11 protein-coding genes and 5 tRNA genes are annotated in these 15,718 nt (G+C 73.3%); 6 read left to right on the forward strand and 10 right to left on the reverse strand.

Annotated elements, in window-relative coordinates:
* Window positions 1-30: 30 nt before the first annotated feature.
* From ACLQ3B_RS31620 to ACLQ3B_RS31630, 3 genes are all read right to left on the reverse strand, one after another.
* Window positions 31-2,958 (reverse strand): M36 family metallopeptidase, encoded by a 2,928-nt coding sequence (locus tag ACLQ3B_RS31620; protein WP_425784330.1) that lies wholly within the window; start codon window positions 2,956-2,958, stop codon window positions 31-33.
* A gap of 365 nt (window positions 2,959-3,323) precedes the next feature.
* A complete protein-coding gene (locus ACLQ3B_RS31625; protein ID WP_425784331.1) occupies window positions 3,324-3,905 on the reverse strand; it encodes a TIGR03086 family metal-binding protein in 582 nt (193 codons plus the stop codon).
* 82 nt (window positions 3,906-3,987) lie between these two features.
* Window positions 3,988-4,590 carry a TetR/AcrR family transcriptional regulator gene (locus tag ACLQ3B_RS31630; RefSeq protein ID WP_425784332.1) on the reverse strand — a complete coding sequence of 201 codons (603 nt, stop codon included), beginning with the start codon at window positions 4,588-4,590 and terminating at the stop codon, window positions 3,988-3,990.
* A 388-nt stretch (window positions 4,591-4,978) separates the two neighbouring features.
* Here ACLQ3B_RS31630 and ACLQ3B_RS31635 point away from each other — a divergent pair.
* The 3 genes from ACLQ3B_RS31635 (at window position 4,979) to ACLQ3B_RS31645 (ending at window position 5,241) form a co-directional block, all read left to right on the forward strand.
* Window positions 4,979-5,051, forward strand: a tRNA-Gly gene (locus tag ACLQ3B_RS31635).
* 34 nt (window positions 5,052-5,085) lie between these two features.
* A tRNA-Cys gene (locus ACLQ3B_RS31640) sits at window positions 5,086-5,156 on the forward strand.
* A gap of 13 nt (window positions 5,157-5,169) precedes the next feature.
* Window positions 5,170-5,241: transfer RNA gene (locus ACLQ3B_RS31645), tRNA-Val, on the forward strand.
* A 65-nt stretch (window positions 5,242-5,306) separates the two neighbouring features.
* On the opposite strand, the gene ACLQ3B_RS31650 is transcribed toward ACLQ3B_RS31645, so the two are convergent.
* Both ACLQ3B_RS31650 and ACLQ3B_RS31655 read right to left on the reverse strand, forming a co-directional pair.
* Window positions 5,307-5,810, reverse strand: coding sequence for a winged helix-turn-helix domain-containing protein (locus ACLQ3B_RS31650; RefSeq protein ID WP_425784443.1), 504 nt, complete (start codon window positions 5,808-5,810; stop codon window positions 5,307-5,309).
* A gap of 129 nt (window positions 5,811-5,939) precedes the next feature.
* Window positions 5,940-6,674, reverse strand: coding sequence for a GNAT family N-acetyltransferase (locus tag ACLQ3B_RS31655; protein ID WP_425784333.1), 735 nt, complete (start codon window positions 6,672-6,674; stop codon window positions 5,940-5,942).
* 116 nt (window positions 6,675-6,790) lie between these two features.
* Between ACLQ3B_RS31655 and ACLQ3B_RS31660 the strand changes: the two genes are divergently transcribed.
* Entirely contained in the window at window positions 6,791-7,372 is a 582-nt protein-coding gene (locus ACLQ3B_RS31660; RefSeq protein ID WP_425784334.1) for a TetR/AcrR family transcriptional regulator, read from the forward strand.
* A gap of 95 nt (window positions 7,373-7,467) precedes the next feature.
* Here the strand turns inward: ACLQ3B_RS31660 and ACLQ3B_RS31665 are convergent, their stop codons facing one another.
* Entirely contained in the window at window positions 7,468-7,710 is a 243-nt protein-coding gene (locus ACLQ3B_RS31665; RefSeq protein WP_124819826.1) for a DUF6458 family protein, read from the reverse strand.
* A 149-nt stretch (window positions 7,711-7,859) separates the two neighbouring features.
* Here ACLQ3B_RS31665 and ACLQ3B_RS31670 point away from each other — a divergent pair.
* Window positions 7,860-7,932 (forward strand) — tRNA-Gly (locus ACLQ3B_RS31670).
* A gap of 25 nt (window positions 7,933-7,957) precedes the next feature.
* A tRNA-Val gene (locus ACLQ3B_RS31675) sits at window positions 7,958-8,032 on the forward strand.
* A gap of 75 nt (window positions 8,033-8,107) precedes the next feature.
* Here the strand turns inward: ACLQ3B_RS31675 and ACLQ3B_RS31680 are convergent.
* The 4 genes from ACLQ3B_RS31680 to ACLQ3B_RS31695 are packed head-to-tail and all read right to left on the reverse strand — an operon-like array spanning window position 8,108 to window position 15,705.
* Window positions 8,108-10,882 (reverse strand): FtsX-like permease family protein, encoded by a 2,775-nt coding sequence (locus ACLQ3B_RS31680; RefSeq protein WP_425784335.1) that lies wholly within the window; start codon window positions 10,880-10,882, stop codon window positions 8,108-8,110.
* The gene (locus ACLQ3B_RS31685) at window positions 10,879-14,046 is read right to left on the reverse strand and encodes an FtsX-like permease family protein (protein WP_425784336.1); all 3,168 of its coding nucleotides are present in this window, start codon (window positions 14,044-14,046) and stop codon (window positions 10,879-10,881) included. Before ACLQ3B_RS31685 ends, ACLQ3B_RS31680 begins: the two co-directional genes overlap by 4 nt.
* A 7-nt stretch (window positions 14,047-14,053) precedes the next feature.
* Window positions 14,054-14,776 carry an ABC transporter ATP-binding protein gene (locus ACLQ3B_RS31690; protein ID WP_425784337.1) on the reverse strand — a complete coding sequence of 241 codons (723 nt, stop codon included), beginning with the start codon at window positions 14,774-14,776 and terminating at the stop codon, window positions 14,054-14,056.
* Window positions 14,773-15,705 carry an ABC transporter ATP-binding protein gene (locus ACLQ3B_RS31695; protein WP_425784338.1) on the reverse strand — a complete coding sequence of 311 codons (933 nt, stop codon included), beginning with the start codon at window positions 15,703-15,705 and terminating at the stop codon, window positions 14,773-14,775. The genes ACLQ3B_RS31690 and ACLQ3B_RS31695 overlap by 4 nt, the downstream gene beginning before the upstream one ends.
* Window positions 15,706-15,718: the final 13 nt, after the last annotated feature.

Genomic DNA, 15,718 nt, shown 5'->3' on the forward strand with positions numbered 1-15,718 from the left:
GGCCGACGGTCACCCGCCGGCCCCACGGTGTCACTTCGCGAACGCCTGGAACTCGGCGATCCTGACCTGGCTCCGGGCCGGGCTGGCGGTCGCGCAGTCCGTCGTCGTGGCCGGGTCGTCGTCCTGCTCGCCGGCGTAGTTCGGGCCGCCGGTGCACTGGCTCGCCAGCACCTCGAGGCGCAGGTGGGTGGCGAGGGTGGTGGGCACCGCGAACGTCCGGAGGTTGATGTCGCGGCTGTACGCCCGGTACGCCCCGCCGGGGAACGCGTCCCCCGCGCTGGTGTAGATGCGTTGCCAACGCGTCGGGTCCGCGCAGTCGGTGGTCGTCGCGTTGCAGGCGGACACCGCGAACGAGCGCAGGGCGCTGAGCGCGTTCTGCGCGCCGGTGTCGGCGTCGCCGGTGATCGCCGGGCGCAGCATCGCGCTGACGTTCACCCGCTTGACCGTCTGCGGGGCGTCCCCCGGCAGCGCCACGGTGAGCTGCCGACCGGCCACCCCGTCCAGGGAGGCCCAGTTCGTCGCCTCGGTGTCGTCGACGACCCGGTCCAGGTTGACCCCGTCGCCGGTGACCGTGGCGCCGGACGCGGTGGAGGCGAGGTTGCGGCTCAACCGCAGGTCGACGTAACCCTCCTGACCGGCCTTGGCGACCACGCTGAGCCGCTGGTGCCCGAAGCCGGGAGCCACGGCGAGCAGGTCGTACGTGCCGGCCACCAGCTCCACGGTGTCCGGGATCGGCGTCGCCGGGTCGGTGTCGGCCACCGGCACGGCCCGCGCCTCGTACGCCCCCACGTACACCCGGATCGGCGCGTCGGCGCTGTCCCCGCGCGGGCGCAGGGTGAGCGTCGCGTTGCCACCGCGCGGCGAGGCGAAACTCGGCGTCGGGTCGGTGTCGCCGGCGCCGTTGGTGACGGCGTCCCGGCCCATTCCGGAGCGGGCGAACTCGGCCCAGATCAGGTCCTGGTTCGCGCCGCCGAAACGGAGCAGGTCGGCGGTGAGCATGTTGTCCCGCATGTCGAGCATGCTGACCTGGCTGGCGGCCTGCAGCAGGAACGAGTCGAAGACCAGCTGTGACCAGCGTCGGTTGCCCGGGCACTGATCCGCCGCGACCTTGCCCTGCGCGCAGTCGAGCTGCCGTTGCGGGGTGCCGAGGCCGTACCGCTTGACCAGGGCGGAGCGGACCCGGAAGTTGGTGGCGCCCCAGATCTCCCCGTCGGCGTGCACGGCCGGGCCGGCGGTGTTGTAGCCGATGTCGGAGTAGTTGAGCGGGCTGCGGCTCAGGTCGTAGTTGCGGATGCCGCTGACCAGGTTGCCGGTGACGTAGCCGCCGGTGATGAAGGGCGTCTCGCCGGGCGCGCGCAGCCCGTGCTGGAAGAGGTACTCGGCGGCGAGCAGGTCGCCCCAGGACTCACCCATCGACCCGCCCTGGTGGCCGCTGATCCCGCTGTCCGGGCCGGCGATCATCCGGTTGGTGATCGCGTGGGTGTACTCGTGGCCGATCACCGTCATGTCGTAGTCGCCGTCCACGCACGGCGGGTACGGCCCGCCCGCCTGCGGCTGCCAGAGGTACATGTTCGTGGTCGGCGGCAGCCCGTCGCGCCCGGTGCCCTGGTTGGCGTTGTTCCGGTTGCCGCTCAGCGCGCCCTGCTGGGCCCGGCCCTGCTCGGCGTCCCCACCCAGCCCGGACGGGGTGAGGTTGACCGCCTGGAGGTTCCACGCCGACTCGGTGAAGCCCAACTGGTACGACCAGTCGTGCATCCGGTTGTGCATGGCGAAGAGGTTGGCGATCGACGCGTCCGCGTCGTTGCGCTGGGCGGAGGTGAACACCCCCGGGTTGCACCGGGCCTGGTGCCACTGGTCGGTGAAGGGGTACTCGTAGCGGCGTTCCGGGCTGGTGGGGGCCGGAACGACAGGGGTGCTCGCACCCCAGGACAACACCGTGTTGGCCGAGTTGCCACGCGAGGTGAAGGTCGGTGTGCCGGTGGCCGCGTCGACGTCCCACGGTTGGCCGGTGGCCGGGTCGCGGAAGGCCGCCTGGCAGCCTGGGGCCGGGTCGCCGCACCAGCGCACCCGGGGGTCCTGCCCGGGCCCGAGGTCGCGGGGCGGGGTGGCCGGGAAGACCGCCCAGCTCGGGTTGTCGGAGTCGAAGTCGACGAGGTCCTCACGGACCAGCACCTGCCCGGTGCCGCCATCGACGTAGCTGGTGAACGCGGCCGGATGCTCGGTGTCCGCGCCGATCATGGTGACCTCGTAGGCGGCCCGGGGTCCGTCCAACGGGGTGGGCACGGCCACCGACCGGATGGTGTGGCTGGCCACCGCGCCGGCGGTCAGCTTGGCGTCGGCGAGCGCGGCAGCGTACGCCTGCTCGGCGGTGCGGGTGGCCGGCGCTGGTGCGCCCGTGTTCCGGGCCAACGAGGAGCTGACCGAGAGCACCGCGCCGTCGGCGACCGCGAGGGTGACGAGGCCGTCCGGCCCGGCGGGCAGGTCGCCGAAGCGTTGCCGGAGGGTGACCACGGTGCCGCTGCCGATCGGCCGGACCAGCACCCGTTCCATGCTGGCCACCGCCGCGGCGTCCATGCCGAACAGGTCGCGGTTGGCGGCCAGGTAGGCGCGGGCGGCGGCCTCCGGGTCGGCGGGCAGCCCGCTGGCGAGCGGGGTGCGACCGGGGCCGAGCGCCTGCGGGGTGCCGAGCCGGTTCCACCGGACGTCGGGGTCGACGGCGCGAGCCAGGCCGCGTTGGCGGGCGTCTGGTGCCGCCGTACCGGTGCGGTTGTCGGCGTCGGCGGGCGCGTGCCCCTCGGCGAACGGTCCGGATCGGCGCTCGGACGCCGCCCCGGCGGTGGGGGCCGCGGTGCTCACGCCGGTGGGGAGCAGCGCGGCGACCGTCGCCGTCGTCGCCAGGATGGCGATGAGCCGGCGTCGACGCCGGCTCATCGGGGGTGACCACTCCGGTTGTGGCACGGGACCTCCTCGTGGGAGCGAGATGGCCGGCGATCGCCGACCGTCGCAGCGCGGTGACGCATGTGCATCTGTGGATATCAGTCGGTCGGGGTCGCGGCAAGGTCCCGGGCCGTCGCCGCACCAAGAGATCGAGATAACTCGTGAGAGGGGAGCTCAACGCCTGGGCCGGCCGCGCCGTGGTCAGGGCTCCGCACGCGGTGCGTGGTCAGGCGCTTCGCACGCGGTGCGTGGTCAGGCGGCTTCGCACGCTCTGCGTGGTCAGCGGGCTCCGCACGCTGCGGGTGGTCGAGGGCTCCGCACGCGGTGCGTGGTCAGGCGGCTCCGCACGCTCTGCGTGGTCAGCGGGCTCCGCACGCTCTGCGTGGTCAGGCGCTCGGTGCCCATTCGGGGTCGCGGCCGAACGCGGCCAGCAGGTGGTCCTGCTCGTCGGCGTCGTCGGGCACCCGGACGCCGGTGTGGACCAGGTTGTTGCGCCGGTAGGAGTCGATCTGGCCGGCGAACCACTGGGCGGCGGCGTGCACCGCGTCCGGGTCGAGGCGCGGTTGCGCGCCGATCGCCACCGCCACGTCCCAACCGTGCACGAGGTGCTCGGCGAGGAGTTGCTGGAGGTACTCGGTGGCCGGGGTGTCGCCGGCGGAGAGGTGCACGGTCCGGTCGATCGTGCCGGGGTGGGTGGCGGCGATCTCGGCCTGCGCGGCGGCCTCCCGGGCCGTCGCGATCGGGTCGGCGCCGAGCTGGTCGCCGTCGAGCCGGTCGCCGACGTCGTCGATGCTTCGGCCGGCGAGCAGCGGAACACTCCACCGGTCCTCGGTCACGACGTGGTTGACAAGCGTGCGGACGTCCCAGTCCGAGCAGGGCGTCGGGTCGGACCACTGGCCGGGCTCGATCTGGTCCACCCGGTCGACGAATTCGGCCAGGCTCCGACGGTACGCCTCCAGGAGATCCATGCTGCCGATTGTTCCGGTCGGCGGGCCGGGCCGAGCCCGTTTTGCCCGGCCTGGTGCGGGGGATCGGTGCTGGTCACCCAGCTCAGTCCAGGTCGGCCAGGTCCAGCCCGAGCTCTCGGGCGGTGACCAGCCGGACCCACTCGCCGAACTGCCGGCGGGAGATCACCCGGTCGTGCACGGCGAGTTGGACGGCAAGGCCGTCCATCACCGCGCTGATCCGCCAGGCGGCCCCGTCGGGGTCGGCGCACTGGAAGGTGCCGTCGGCCACCCCGGCGGTGATCACCGCGGCCAGGTCCTGCCGCCAGCGCAGGTCGAGCCGGCGGGAGACCTTCTCCAACTCGGGGGTACGCAGTGACTCGGACCAGCCGTCGATCCACATCGACCAGGAGGTCGCCCGCCCGGCCGGGGTGTAGAGCTTGAGGATCCGGCGGAGTTTGGTCAGCGGTGGGGCCGACGAGCGGGTCACCACGTCCAGCCGGGCCAGGTCCTGTTCGACCGCGTAGGCGAAGGCCTGCGCGAGCAACCGCTCCTTGGTGGCGAAGTGGTAGAAAACCAACGCCTGACTCACGCCCGCGGCATTCGCCACGTCCGCCGTCCGGGTGTTGGCCAGACCGCGCTCCACGATCACGTCGCAGGCGGTGCGCAGCAGGGCATCCAGGCGGATTTCGGCCGCACGTCTCGTCACGACCGTTACCGTAGCCCATCCGACTGAACACGAACAGTTACCACCACGCGCCGATCCACGCAGTGACAGTCGGAAGCCGGACACTTCCTCCGGGTGCCGTCGGTCGTTCCACGGAGAGTGTTCGCCGAGGTCCGCAGCCCGGTGGCGGGGCGAGGAGACGTCGATGGTCGACCATGCGACGTGCTGATGACGATCATTGCATAGTGATGTCGGAGGGTGACGATCGGCGTCGAAATCGCGCACCAGATCAGCCCCCTAGGAAGCCTGTCGGGAGTGGCTCCGGTCCAGCCCCGGCCACCCGAGACGCGCCGAGGCGACCCCGAGTTGGCAGTCAAACACGGGCTCGGCTAAAGTTCTCATCCGTCACCCGGGAACGTCCGGGAGGCGTGCGGACGTAGCGCAGCTGGTAGCGCATCACCTTGCCAAGGTGAGGGTCGCGGGTTCGAATCCCGTCGTCCGCTCGGAGCTGCCGCCACGCATGACGGGGGCAACCTCGGTGGGGTGGCCGAGAGGCGAGGCAACGGCCTGCAAAGCCGTGTACGCGGGTTCAAATCCCGTCCCCACCTCGGCAACAAGCACGGGCGATTGGCGCAGTGGGAGCGCGCTTCCTTGACACGGAAGAGGTCACTGGTTCAAACCCAGTATCGCCCACAGTAGGAGAACGGCTCGTCACTGGAAGACCCGGTGGCGAGCCGTTTCGCTGTGTGGCGCGCCGGTCAGCGGTCGACGCTGAGTCGATAGCCGATTCCCCGCACGGTGTGCACGCGCAGGGCGTCGTCGGCGGCGCGCAGTTTGCGACGTAACCGCTTCACGGCCGAGTGCAGGCTCGACGTGTCGCCGAGGAACGCGCAGCCCCAGACCGATTCGAAGAGCCTCTCGTACGTCCAGACCCCGACCGGTGCGCTGGCGAGTTGGGTGAGCAGGTTGCGCTCGAGTCGGGTCAGGGCCAGCGGTTCTCCGCGCCACGTCACCCGGTGGTCGAGTGGGTCGATCGTGAGGTCGCCGAGGCTGATCCGACCGGCCCCACCAACGGCTGGAGCGACTGCGACCGGATCGGCGGCGACTGCGACTGGAGCGGGGGCGGTGGGGGAGGTGGTGAGCCACGCCGGCCCGCCGGTGATCGGCGCGCCGATCATCGCCTGCAACTCCGCGAGGTCGGTGCAGATCACCAGGGTGCCGAGGCCGTCCAGGCGCCGCACCATCCGCTCGCGCACCGACACGTCAGCGGTCACGCAGAACACGAGGGACACATCGTCGATCACTGTCGTACCTCCCCAGGCGCCAGTAGAAGACAACGCTGTCTGACCGTCGTAGTCAATGGTTTCCGCCCGGCCGCGCGTACTCGCCCCTCAGAAGGTCAACAAGCGGAACTCGCCCACCGGGCGGAAACCGAGGCCGCGGTAGACCGACTCGCCGATGGCCGACGAGGTGAGAGCGGCGGTGCGGGCGCCCCGCTCGCCGGCCAGATCGAGGGCGGCCCTGGTCATGGCCGCGCCGATGCCCCTGCGGCGCTGTTCGGGCTGGGTGCCGACGAAGTAGAGCGTGACCAGACCGTGGCTGACCCAGGCGACGGCGGTCGCGACGACCCGACCATCGTCGAGGCGGCCGACCAGCCGGAGCGCGGTGCCGTCGCCGGTGAACGCCTTCTCCCGCTCGATCGTCGCCGCCACGCCGTCCGCCGGGATTCCGGACACCCGGGCGTAGGCCGGGACGAACGCGGCGAGGTCGGTGGTCTCGGTGATGTGCATACCGGCGGGAGCCGGAACGTCGGCCGCCTCCCCGATCCCCACCGTCATGATCGGCATGCGGGCGACCTCCACCGCGCCGAGGGAGGCCAGGCCGTCCGCAGTGCCGGCGTCGCTGTCCGGGCCAACCCACCAGATCCGGGGTACGCCGTGCAGGCGCTCACGGGCCTCGGCGAGCGCGTCCCGCGGTGTGCGTCCGGCCACCCGTAACACACCGTTGAGGGGCGCGTGCGGCACCTCACTGCGGTAGGTCGGCAGGTCCGGCCCTCCGACGACGCCAATGTTCCAGCCGAGCAGGTACGCCCGGTGCGCAGCCAGCACCGTGTCGAGAGACTCCATGATCTGGATCGTAACGCGGGGCCGACAACCCCCTCTGGCAGCGGAAACAGCTCCCGTCGACGGCTGTGAGCGGCGGTACTTTGTCGATCGTTCCAGATAGCGGGTAGCGTTCAGCCATGGCCCGTACCCGTGAGTTCGACCTCGACGCCGCGGTCGACGCTGCCATGGACGTGTTCCGGAGCAAGGGCTACGAGGGCACCTCGATGCGTGACCTCTCCGAGGCGACAGGTTTGGGCAGCGGCTCGATCTACGCCGCGTTCGGTAGCAAGGACGGCCTCTACCTGGCGGTGCTCGATCTGTACCGGCAGCGCTACGCCACACCGATGGTCGATCTGCTGCGCTCGGGCAACGACGCGCGAGCGGTCATCCGTGAGGTGTTCATCGGCACGGTGGACGACATCACCGGCGACGGCCGGCACCTCTCCTGCCTCATCGTCGGGGCGTCGATGGAGCGGGCGCACCAGGATGTGCGGGTCGCCGAGCGGCTCCGCTCGACCACCCAGTCCCTGGAGTTGGCGCTCTACGACCTGCTTGCCGAGGCGCAGTTGCGGGGTCAGGTCAGCAACGACCGCAGCGCCACCGACCTGGCCGGCTTCCTGGTGACCAGCCTCCAGGGCCTGCGGGTGATGGGTGCCATCAACCCGGACCGGGCGGCGCTGACGCGGTACGCCGAGGTCGCGCTCACCTGCCTGGACTAGCGATCGCGTCGTGGGCGAGCCGGCCGCCCTGGTGTGGCGACCGGCCGGGAAACGACGTCATGTGCCGGCTTCGCCGACGATGGAGAGATGCCGCGTCACAGCGGCGGCGCGATGTCCCGCCGCTCCTCGACCCGCTGATACTCCACCGGCTGCTCGGTGGTGGTGACGACCTGGCGGCGGCGACCCCAGATCAGCGTGGTCATGATCAGGCCGAGCACGCCGGCGCCCATCAGGATCCAGCCGACCACGTCGAGGTTGATGCCGCCGACGCTGGCGTCGAGGGCGAAGGTGAGGATCGCGCCGAGCGCGATCAGGAAGATGCTGGTGCCGATACCCACGACAGCCTCCTTAAGGGGGTGTGGTGCGCTGTCGAGGTTCTTCAGTACCCCACAGCCGACCGGCGCAATCGCCACCGCCCAAGGGTGCCGTGCCAAGCGATCTTGGCATCGGGTAGAGTTCACCTGTCGCCGGCGGTTGTCGGGGACGTGCGGACGTAGCGCAGCTGGTAGCGCATCACCTTGCCAAGGTGAGGGTCGCGGGTTCGAATCCCGTCGTCCGCTCGCATGCGCCCCACGGGGCCGCCACGGGCGATTGGCGCAGTGGGAGCGCGCTTCCTTGACACGGAAGAGGTCACTGGTTCAAACCCAGTATCGCCCACCATCCATTCAGGCAGATCAGCTGGTTCGTTCACCCGGCCGAGCGTCGCCCGGCCGTGCCGGTTGGCCAGTTGGCCGGCTAGTCACCAGCGCGGAGCACCTCGCTCAACCTGTCGCGTCGCCGCAGTGCCGACTCGACAGGTACGACAGTGGTGGCCGCCGCCAGCAGCGCCACGCTCACCAGGCCCAGCAGCCACCACGGCAGGACCGCCGCCGGGTCGGCGGCTTGGCCGGTGAGCAGCCGCAGGTCGAGCGGGCCGAGCGTCAGACGTGCGAGCAGGGCCCCGAGTAGCGGGCCGCACACCGCGGCGACCACGACCGGCGGCAGCAGCTCTCCGGCGGCGACCCAGCGGACGTCGCGTGGCCGCAGGCCGAGGGTCCGCAGCCGGGTCAGGGTCTGCCACCGCGCCGACGCGCCGGCGGCGGCGGCGAGCGTGAGGCCGAGCAACCCCAGCGCCAGCAGCACCGCGGCGGCCGTCCACGCCAGCCGTTGGAGCCCCGCGGTCAACGGAGCCACTCGCTGTGCCCGCAGGACGTCCGCGCGCAGCACGACGTCGGCGGCGACGCCGGTGTTCGACACGGCCCGCGCCGCGCCGGGGCCGGTCACCCAGACGGTGTTCGGAACGGCGGGCAGCCCGGCGTCGGCGAGGGCCGCGGCGTCCACGATGACGACGTCGGTGGCGCCGCCGACGGCGGGAGCGGTGCCGACCGCGGCGAGATGGATCGCCGGGCCGCCGTCCCGGGACAGCTGCAGCCGCGTGCCGGTCCGCAGCTCGCCCCCACTCGATCGGACCAGCGCTGGGACGTCCCCGGGGCCACGACCGGGTGCCGTGAGTCGGGCCAGCGCCGGCGCGTCGGGCAGCGGAGTGGTGGCCAGCAGGCGCTGGAACGCGGCGGCGTCCACGATGACCAGGCGTGGGGTGAGCAGTGTCGATTCGGTGAGGACGCGTGCCGAGTCGGTCACCTGCGCGACGACGACCTGCCCTACCCCGGGTGCGGCGGCGATGCGTTCGGCGAGTGCGGGTGTGGCGGCCTCGGCGTCGTCGCCGACGTCGAGGCGGGCGTCCGCGCCGACGGTGCTCCACGCGCCGTCGGCCAGACCTCGGGTGACGGTGGCGCCGAGGATGAGCGCGAACGACGCGAGCGCCGCGGTGCTGACCAGTACCAGCAGTGGCAGCGCGCGGCCGGCAGTTGTGGCCGCCTGGGCGGCACTGAACACGGCCAGCGGGCGGCGCGAGCGCAGGGCCTGTCGGAGTGCGAACCACGCCCCGAGGGGCAGTAGCCGGAGCAGCACGAGCGCGCCGACGAGCGCGCCCAGAGCGGCGGCGCTGATCGGCAGGGTCAGGTCGCCGCTCAGCTCACCGGTGCCGCCGTCGGAGCTGACGGGTAGGAGCCCGCGCTGGTGCAGTGTGACGAACGCGGCGACCGCGGCGATCAGGACAGCGGCCTCCGTGGCGGCGCGGCGCAGCTGGCCGGTGGCCCGGATCCACCGCCGAGCGGCAGGGTTGGCGGGTTGGCGCCGGTCGCGGCTGGCGCGGGCGGCGGCGAGGGTGCCGAACGCCGGCCCCGCGACGACACCTGCCAGGACCACGGGAACGGCCCAGGCCCAGGAGACGCTCGGAGCGGCCGCGCGGGCCAACGCGAGCCCGACTGCGGCGGCCGTCAGGGACACCACGGTGGACTCGATGACCAGTTCCGCACCGAGGTCAGGTAGCGCCGCCCCACGCTGCCGGGCGGCGCTCAGCGCCGGCGTACGGCGGCGGACCAGCAGGTCGGCGGCGAGCAGCAGGATCAGTATCGTGGCGGTCAGCACCCCGGCGAGCAGGACGGCGGCCTGTGCGAAGGCGGCGCTGCTCCGGGCACGGGCGTCGCGCAGGGCGGTGTCGAGCTGCGACTCCCACTTCAGAGATTCGCCGCGATCGATTGACGAGCCGGAGGCTGCCTTGAGCTTGACCACCTGACCGGCGAGTGTCGCGGTGTTGCCCCAGGTGAGCGCGTCGGGTTCGGGGGCGAAGTGGACGCTGCGCCGCAGTTCGTCCTCGTCGACCGCGAGCCGGGCGTCCGGTAACGACTCGCGCGACAGCAGGCCGGCGAACCGGGTGGTCCCCACGCCGTCGACGCCGGGCACGGGGCGCAGTAGCGCCGGAGCGAGCCGCCAGGCCGGATCGGCGCTGTCCGCGGGTCGGTAGATTCCGCTGATCCGGACGTCCTTGTCGCGACCCTGGCCGTCCCTGACCGCGATTCGATCGCCGGGGCCGAGGTCGAGTGCCGTGGCGTCCACCTCGGAGAGGCCGACCTGCACCGGCCAGGGTGGTCCGTCGTAGGGGGTCTCCAGGTACTCGTCGGTGACGGCGGGGCCGGGCGGGCTGCCGGCGATCCAGGTCACCTCCGGACCGCCGAGGTCACCGGCCAGGTAGGTGAACTGGAAGGTGCGCGGAACGCTGCCGTCGCTGATGTTGAGGATCGGGCCGTTCACAGCGGCGACGGGCGGAAGCAGCGCGGCGTCCAGGTCGGGCCCGAGCGCGTGCCTGGCCCGGGAACGGAAGGTGTCGACGTCCTCGGCGAGGTGGGGCATCCGGACCCGCCCGCCGGTGGGCCCGTCGTCGCGTTCCCAGTTGGCGCGTACGAGGACGTTCGAGTCGGGGCCGGCGCGGCGAACCGTGTCCTGGACGGCGTCGTCGGCGGCGGCGCGCAGCAGCGCCGGCACGGCCCCGGCGAGCAGCGTGACGGCCGCGATGACGACGGCGGTGAGCAGCAGTGGCCCCGCGTCGGTACGGCCCCGGCCGCGGATGCTGGGCCAGTGCAGCGCCGGCCACCGGCGGGTCAGCCACCGGCGGGTCAGCCACCGGTTCACGGCGCCACCCGCAGGTGCGCGGCGTCGGCCCGGCGGACCTGGACGGTGACCACGACGGTGACCGCCAGCACGCATCCGGCCAGCAGCACGGCGAGAAGCGCGGCCTCGGCCGGCCACGGCCAGTGTGGCTGGGTGGCCGGGACGGGCGCGGCGCCGCTGTCGGAGCGCACCAGCAGGGGAGCGACGACGCGGGTGGCGAGCGCGCCGACGGCCGCGCCCGCCGCGAGCAGGGGCAGCAGAACGCCGGCATGCTGGCCGAGCAGCACGGCCCGGATGCCGCGCCGGGACATTCCCAGGCCGCGCAGCCGCGCCACCTCGACGGCGCGGACCTGTAGATCGCAGGTGACGTGCAGGACGACGCCGGCGAGCAGCAGCAGGGCCGCGGCCGGGACGATGAGCCGCAGCGCGGCCGGCAGCCCGGCGCTCAGCGGGCCGTCGGTGAGGCGGGCGGTCTCCGCCTCGCGGGTCGCGACGGTGCCCAGCTGCAGGGCGGTGGCCCGCTCGGCGGCACCGGGACCGGCCGGGTGGCCGACCCACCAGGCGTCGACCGGGAATGTCAGGTCGCCGATGACGGCGCGTGCGCGGGACAGCGCGTCCAGGTCGGCCAGGACGGCGACGGCGCCGGGGGCGGACGGTACGTTCGGCACGACCTCGGTGACGACGACCGGGACGGGCGTGATGCCGATCGTGACGCTGAGCTGGCTGCCGCTCTCGGCACCGACCTCGCTGGCAAAGCGGGCGGAGACGGCGACGGGCACCGGGCCGGGGTCCGGGAAGGCGGTGGCGACGAGGGTCCGGGCGGCGTCCTCGGCACCGCCGCCGAGGTCGACGGTCGCGGCCATCCGCAGCGCGGTTCCCGTCGGCGTGGCGGACACCCCGAGGGTCAGGTCACTCACCTTGCTCGGGATCGGCGGCGCGGACGTGGCGGTCCAGTCCGATCCGTCAGTGGACCTCTCCGCCGACCCGGCGGGCGGCACGGTGAGTGTGAGGGCCACGGCGACCGGTCCGCCGATCTCGTCGGCGGTGACCGGCAGCGCGACCGCGACGAGGCGCAGCCCGTCAGCCGTCGCGCAGGCCGGCAGCCGAAACTCCTGGCCGTTTAGCGGTACGGCGGGACCGGTGCAGGACGTGCGGAGGCCGCTGGCGTCCTGCAGCAGCAGCCGGGGCGTCACGGCGAGCGGGATGTCGCCGGCGGCGGTCCCGCTCAACACGAGCGGGGCGCCAGTCGGGATGGCGAGGCCGGTGACTCGGGTGCGTGGCGCCAGCGCGGCGCCCACGTCCGCCCATCCGCGGTCGTCGTCCAGCCGCCCGCGCAGCAGCGCGTCGGCGCGGGTGGTGTCGACGGCGACCAGCCGGGGCGCATCGCCGGCGCCGCCGAGCCACTGACCGACGGCGGTACCACGGTCGAGGACCGGGCTCACGGCTCCCCTGGTGGCCGCGCTGACGACCGCGCCCTCTCCGACCACCGGGGCCGTGCCGAGGGTGAGTGCCAGGTCGGTACCGACGGAGAGGGCGGCCTGGTCACGCTGCGACTGGTGCCACGTGTTGTCGAAGGCGAGGCCGAAGGTTCCGGCCGCGCAGGCCAGTCCGACGAGCAGCCCGGCGGCGACCGCCTGGGGCCGGCGGGCGGCCTCGGAGACCGCCAGCGGAAGCGCCAGCCCGCGGGCGCGGTACGCCAGCCGGTCGGCGCCGCGAAGGGCGGGCAGTACGACCCGGAGAGCCAGAGCGGTGCCTGCGGTGAGCAGCAGCGTTGGCGCGAGCACACGGACCGCGTCGGCGCGTGGACTGGCGGAGGTGGGCTGCGCGTACAGCTGCCACCATCCGGCGGCGGCAAAGGCCGCGAGCAGCAGGTCGGCGCCGGATCGGGCTAGCAGTTCGCGGCGGGTGCGCTGGTCGCCGGCTGCCGGGACGGGCCGGATCGCCAGGACGGTGAGGACAGCGGCGAGCACCAGCGCGCCGCCGACGACCGCGAGGACCTGGGCGCCGGTGATGGCCGGCCGGACGGTCAGGCCGGCGCCGTCCAGCGGCGGCAGGTGGGTCAGGCCGGCGTGCAGGGCCGACGAGGCAGGTATCGCGAGCGCGGCGGCGACGGCGGCGAGGAGCCCGGCCTCGAGTGTCGCGGTGGCGGCGAGTTGGCGACCGCTGGTGCCCAGGGCGGACCGCAGGGCGGTCTCGTCGGCGCGTATGCCGGTGGTCAACCGGCCGGCGAGGACGAGTGCCGTCGCGGCCAGGACACCGCCGAGGACGGCGATGGCGAGCACCACGGCGGCGGTGACGTGCCGTTGGTGGTCGGCGGCCCGCAGGGTCGCCGGCAGGTCGGTGGAGACACGTGCGAGCTGGACGCGGTCGCCGAGGGTGCCGGCCAGCCGGCCGTCGGCACTGCCGACGGCCCCGGCCACCATCTCCAGGTCGTGGCGGTTGGGGTGGGACAGGTCCGGATGGGCGGTGACCTCCAGCCGGTCGACTGTGGCACCGGTGGTGACCAGGTCGGCGAGGTCGACGAGGAACGGGCCGTAGGCGTTGACCGGCTGCATGAAGCGGCCGTCCCGGTAGCCGGTTGCGGAACCGGCCGCGGCCAGCGGGTCGCGGTCCCAGCCGCGCCCCGGCAGCGGGCGTACCACACCGACGACGAGCACGTCGATGGCCGGGCCGGGCGGGTGGGCCAGCTCGGCGCCGAGGCGCACCCGGCGACCGGGGGTGAGGCCGAGAAGTTGTGCGGTGGACTCCAGCAGCACCGCGTCGCCAGGGTCCTGTGGCCAGCGCCCGGTGACCAGCTCACCTCGGGTCGGCAGGTCGTCCAACCCGGACAGGTACGCCTGGGCCGGGACGGTGGTGCCCTTGGCGAGCGCGGGCGGCAGCGCCCGCAGCACTGTCGACGCCCGCGCGGTCGTCGTCACCGGGAACGGTGCGAGCGCGGAGGCCACCACGGTACGGGTGTCGGCGGCGACGGACGACGTGTCGCGGCCCTCGACGGTGCCGGTGTAGACGGTCACGTCGACGGCGGCGGGGGCGGCGTGGGCCATGGCGACCGCAAGCGCCCGCTCGGCGGTGCGAGTGATCAGCAGGGTGCAGGTGCCCAGCAGGGTCGCGCCGATCGTGACGACCCCGAGGAGGGCCGCCAGCAACGGCCACTGCGCGCGGGTCCGCCGGCTGAGCAGCCTCATCGTCGCGTCACCCGGCGTCCGGCACGGGCGCGTACGGCTGCCCGGCGGCCTGTTCGTCGAGGTGCCCGTCATGGATGCGGATCACCCGGTCGGCCAAGGCCATCATCACCGCGTCGTGCGTCGACACCAGTACGGTGACGCCTTCGGACTCCGCTATCCCCCGCAGCAGGGCCATCACCGACAGGCCTGTCTCGGCGTCCAGTTGCCCGGTGGGCTCGTCGGCGAGCAGAAGCTTGGGCGAGGCGGCCAGCGCGCGGGCGATCGCCACCCGCTGCTGCTGGCCGCCGGACAGCTCGGCCGGCCGCTGCTGGGCGTGGTCGGCCAGGCCGATCAGCTCCAGCAGCAACTCGACCCGCCGCTCGCGCTCGGTCGGGGCGACGCGGGCCATCCGCAGTGGGGCCGCGACGTTTTCCGCGGCCGACAGCACCGGGATCAACCCGAAGCTCTGGAAGACGTACGACACCTTCTCGCGCCGCAGCCGGGACAGGCCATCCTCGTCGAGCGCGGTGACGTCGGTGCCGTCGACGTGCACGGTGCCGGCGTCCGGGCGGTCCAGGCCGCCGATGACGTTGAGCAGGGTCGTCTTGCCCGAGCCGGACCGGCCGACGAGCGCCACCATCGAACCCGCGGCCACGTCGAACGACACGCCGCGCAGGGCGTGTACGACGGTCGGCCCGGTGCGGAAGCGCCGGTGTACGCCGCGCACGCGCAGCAGCGGCTCGCTGCTCATTCGCCGCTTCCCGAGTCGGGACGGATCGTGATGTGGTCGGGTTCCAGGGCCAGCCGGACCCGTCGGGTCAGCGCCAGCGCCTGGCGGAACTCGCGGGGCACCTGGACCCGACCGGCCCGGTCCATCACCGCGTACTCCTCGGCGATCATGTGCGTGTCGCCCTCCGCGTCGGTGGTGCTGCGGCGCAGCACCTCGCTGCTGGTGCGGCCATCCCGGATCGCGACGGTCCGTTCGACCTGGCCGCTGACCTCCGGATCGTGGGTGACCACGACAACTGTGACGCCGTACCGCCGGTTGACGTCCCGCAGCACGCCGAAGACCTCCGCGGACGTGGCGGCGTCCAGTTCGCCGGTCGGCTCGTCGGCGAGCAGGACCCGCGGCTGGTTGGCCAGCGCCACCGCGATCGCGACCCGCATCTGTTGCCCTCCGGAGAGTTGCCCGGGGCGCCGATCGGCGCAGTCGGCGACACCGAGGCTGTCCAGCAGCTCGGCCGCGCGCTCCCGGCGCTCCTCCTTCGCGGTGCGGGCCGCCGTCATCGGCAGGTCCACCATCTCCCGTGCGGTCAGGTAGGGGATCAGGTTGCTCGCCGTCTGCTGCCGGACGAACCCGACGGTGTGTCGCCGGTAGTCCACCCGGTCCGCGCGGGACATCGCCAGCAGGTTCCACTTGTCGACGCGGACCCGCCCGGCGGTGGGGGCGTCGATGCCGGCCAGGATGGAGAGCAGCGTCGACTTGCCCGACCCGGAGGCGCCGACGACGGCGACCAGCTCACCGCTCTCCACGGCCAGGTCCAGGCCCTGCAGTGCCTGCACCTCGATCGAACCGGTCTGGTAGATCCGCACCAGGTTCTCGCAGACGATGAGCGCGTCCCGGCCGAACTCGGGCGCCCGCGCGGATGGCTGCGGCAGGGACAGCGGTGTGCTGGTCATGCCCTTCTCCGTC

The sequence above is a fragment of the Micromonospora sp. DT53 genome, from assembly GCF_049841535.1.
Taxonomy (GTDB): domain Bacteria; phylum Actinomycetota; class Actinomycetes; order Mycobacteriales; family Micromonosporaceae; genus Micromonospora.

Bases quoted from the DNA above. Each gene is read 5' to 3' on its own strand.
- ACLQ3B_RS31690 (WP_425784337.1), bottom strand. From the start codon at position 14,776: ATGAGCAGCGAGCCGCTGCTGCGCGTGCGCGGCGTACACCGGCGCTTC.
- ACLQ3B_RS31685 (WP_425784336.1), bottom strand. From the start codon at position 14,046: ATGAGGCTGCTCAGCCGGCGGACCCGCGCGCAGTGGCCGTTGCTGGCG.
- ACLQ3B_RS31625 (WP_425784331.1), bottom strand. From the start codon at position 3,905: ATGGATCTCCTGGAGGCGTACCGTCGGAGCCTGGCCGAATTCGTCGAC.
- ACLQ3B_RS31655 (WP_425784333.1), bottom strand. From the start codon at position 6,674: ATGGAGTCTCTCGACACGGTGCTGGCTGCGCACCGGGCGTACCTGCTC.
- ACLQ3B_RS31695 (WP_425784338.1), bottom strand. From the start codon at position 15,705: ATGACCAGCACACCGCTGTCCCTGCCGCAGCCATCCGCGCGGGCGCCC.
- ACLQ3B_RS31660 (WP_425784334.1), top strand. From the start codon at position 6,791: ATGGCCCGTACCCGTGAGTTCGACCTCGACGCCGCGGTCGACGCTGCC.